Origin of the sequence: Marichromatium bheemlicum (assembly GCF_012276755.1) — a bacterium.
GTDB classification, from domain to species: Bacteria; Pseudomonadota; Gammaproteobacteria; order Chromatiales; family Chromatiaceae; genus Marichromatium; species Marichromatium bheemlicum.
On sequence record NZ_JAAXKX010000040.1, the window covers coordinates 2,501 to 5,280 of the forward strand.

2 rRNA genes (1 of these 2 cut by a window edge) are annotated in these 2,780 nt (G+C 55.4%); both read left to right on the forward strand.

From position 1 onward, the window contains the following. Positions 1 to 2,528 (forward strand): 23S ribosomal RNA (locus HF203_RS15980); it begins 357 nt to the left of the window's first position. 104 nt (positions 2,529 to 2,632) lie between these two features. Then, positions 2,633 to 2,748, forward strand: a 5S ribosomal RNA gene (rrf, locus tag HF203_RS15985). Positions 2,749 to 2,780: the final 32 nt, after the last annotated feature.

The window sequence follows — 2,780 nt, forward strand, 5'->3', positions numbered from 1 at the left end:
CGAGTAAGGCGGGACACGTGACATCCTGTCTGAAGATGGGGGGACCATCCTCCAAGGCTAAATACTCCCTACCGACCGATAGTGAACCAGTACCGTGAGGGAAAGGCGAAAAGAACCCCGTTGAGGGGAGTGAAATAGAACCTGAAACCGTCTGCGTACAAGCAGTGGGAGCTCCTTCGGGAGTGACTGCGTACCTTTTGTATAATGGGTCAGCGACTTACTTCTCAGTGGCAAGCTTAACCGAATAGGGGAGGCGTAGCGAAAGCGAGTCTTAAATGGGCGATCAGTCGCTGGGAGTAGACCCGAAACCGGGCGATCTACCCATGGCCAGGGTGAAGGCGCGGTAACACGCGCTGGAGGCCCGAACCGGGATCTGTTGAAAAAGATTCGGATGAGCTGTGGGTCGGAGTGAAAGGCTAATCAAGCTCGGAGATAGCTGGTTCTCCCCGAAAGCTATTTAGGTAGCGCCTCGTGGATAACTGCTGGGGGTAGAGCACTGTTTCGGCTAGGGGGCCATCCCGGCTTACCAAACCGATGCAAACTCCGAATACCAGTAAGTTTGACCACGGGAGACAGACGGCGGGTGCTAACGTCCGTCGTCGAGAGGGAAACAACCCAGACCGCCAGCTAAGGTCCCTAAATCATGGCTCAGTGGGAAACGATGTGGGAAGGCCCAGACAGCCAGGAGGTTGGCTTAGAAGCAGCCATCCTTTAAAGAAAGCGTAATAGCTCACTGGTCGAGTCGGCCTGCGCGGAAGATGTAACGGGGCTCAAGCCATGTACCGAAGCTGCGGATGCGTGTAAACGCATGGTAGGGGAGCGTTCTGTAAGTCTGCGAAGGTGTGCTGTCAGGCATGCTGGAGATATCAGAAGTGCGAATGCTGACATGAGTAACGACAAAGGGGGTGAGAGTCCCCCTCGCCGAAAGCCCAAGGTTTCCTGCGCAACGTTCATCGGCGCAGGGTGAGTCGGCCCCTAAGGCGAGGCCGAAAGGCGTAGTCGATGGGAAGCAGGTTAATATTCCTGCACCAACTGTAACTGCGATGGGATGACGGAGAAGGCTAGGTCAGCCGGCCGATGGTTGTGCCGGTCCAAGCGTGTAGGGAGTGTCCTTAGGCAAATCCGGGGACACAATCCTGAGACGTGATGACGAGTTCCTACGGGAACGAAGTGATTGATGCCAAGCTTCCAGGAAAAGTCTCTAAGCTTCAGGTTACAGATGACCGTACCCCAAACCGACACAGGTGGGCAGGGTGAGAATCCCAAGGCGCTTGAGAGAACCCTGGTGAAGGAACTAGGCAAAATGGTACCGTAACTTCGGGAGAAGGTACGCCCTTGGTAGGTGAAGCGACTTGCTCGTGGAGCCGAAGAGGGTTGCAGTGACCAGGCCGCTGCGACTGTTTATTAAAAACACAGCACTCTGCAAACTCGTAAGAGGACGTATAGGGTGTGACGCCTGCCCGGTGCCGGAAGGTTAAGTGATGGGGTTATCTTCGGAGAAGCTCTTGATCGAAGCCCCGGTAAACGGCGGCCGTAACTATAACGGTCCTAAGGTAGCGAAATTCCTTGTCGGGTAAGTTCCGACCTGCACGAATGGCGTAACGATGGCGGCACTGTCTCCACCAGGGACTCAGTGAAATTGAAATCTCGGTCAAGATGCCGAGTACCCGCGGCTAGACGGAAAGACCCCGTGAACCTTTACTATAGCTTTGCACTGGACTTTGAACCTACTTGTGTAGGATAGGTGGGAGGCTTTGAAACAGTGGCGCCAGCTGCTGTGGAGCCAACCTTGAAATACCACCCTGGTATGTTCGGAGTTCTAACCTCGGTCCGTGATCCGGATCAGGGACAGTGCATGGTGGGTAGTTTGACTGGGGCGGTCTCCTCCCAAAGCGTAACGGAGGAGCACGAAGGTACCCTCAGCGCGGTCGGAAATCGCGCAATGAGTGCAAAGGCATAAGGGTGCTTGACTGCGAGACTGACACGTCGAGCAGGTACGAAAGTAGGTCTTAGTGATCCGGTGGTTCTGTATGGAAGGGCCATCGCTCAACGGATAAAAGGTACTCCGGGGATAACAGGCTGATACCGCCCAAGAGTTCATATCGACGGCGGTGTTTGGCACCTCGATGTCGGCTCATCACATCCTGGGGCTGAAGTCGGTCCCAAGGGTATGGCTGTTCGCCATTTAAAGTGGTACGCGAGCTGGGTTTAGAACGTCGTGAGACAGTTCGGTCCCTATCTGCCGTGGGCGTTGGAGACTTGAGGGAAGCTGCTCCTAGTACGAGAGGACCGGAGTGGACGTACCCCTGGTGTTCCGGTTGTCACGCCAGTGGCATTGCCGGGTAGCTATGTACGGACGGGATAACCGCTGAAAGCATCTAAGCGGGAAGCCCCTCCCAAGATGAGGTCTCCCTGGGCACTCGATGCCCCTGAAGGTCCGTCGAAGACCACGACGTTGATAGGCAGGATGTGGAAGCGCGGTAACGTGTGAAGCTAACCTGTACTAATTGACCGTGCGGCTTGACCATATAACACCCAAGTGCGTTGCACGGGCATCGGCTCACGCAACTGCCAACAACGATCAACACCGAATTGGTCCTGTCCGAGATATCGGGCAAGACAACACAGTTTTCCTGGCGGCCATAGAGTCCTGGAACCACCTGATCCCATCCCGAACTCAGAAGTGAAACAGGACCTCGCCGATGATAGTGTGGGGCCTCCCCATGTGAAAGTAGGTCACTGCCAGGACCTTATCCCAAAACCCCCGAGCACCCTGTGCT